The organism is Pantoea sp. GbtcB22, from assembly GCF_019091025.1.
Classification (GTDB): Bacteria; Pseudomonadota; Gammaproteobacteria; order Enterobacterales; family Enterobacteriaceae; genus Pantoea; species Pantoea leporis.
On record NZ_JAGXKB010000640.1, the window covers coordinates 1 to 244 of the forward strand.

General features: G+C 66.4%; 1 protein-coding gene. It reads left to right on the plus strand.

Annotated elements, in window-relative coordinates:
• Positions 1–62 precede the first annotated feature (62 nt).
• Positions 63–244 (plus strand): hypothetical protein (locus KVT28_RS26240; RefSeq protein ID WP_217551207.1); only part of this gene is annotated, 182 nt, incomplete at its 3' end.

The following is a 244-nucleotide window of genomic DNA, read 5'->3' on the forward strand; positions in this document are numbered from 1 at the left end:
GTCTGCGTCCCCCGTCGCAGACAGCGAACCCTTCGCCCCCTCCGACGAAGCCGGGGCCAGCAATGCGCCATAGCACCACCGCCCGACACAAAGGGCACGAGTGGATGGACCGGGAGCGCGCCTTCCGTGAGGAACTTCATCCCGACGAGATCCGCGTCGAGGCAGCACCTCTCGTCCGGCTATTGCACGCCCGTGTCAGCGTCCTCGACCACCGTCTATCGCTGCTTCGGGAATTGGGCCGGAT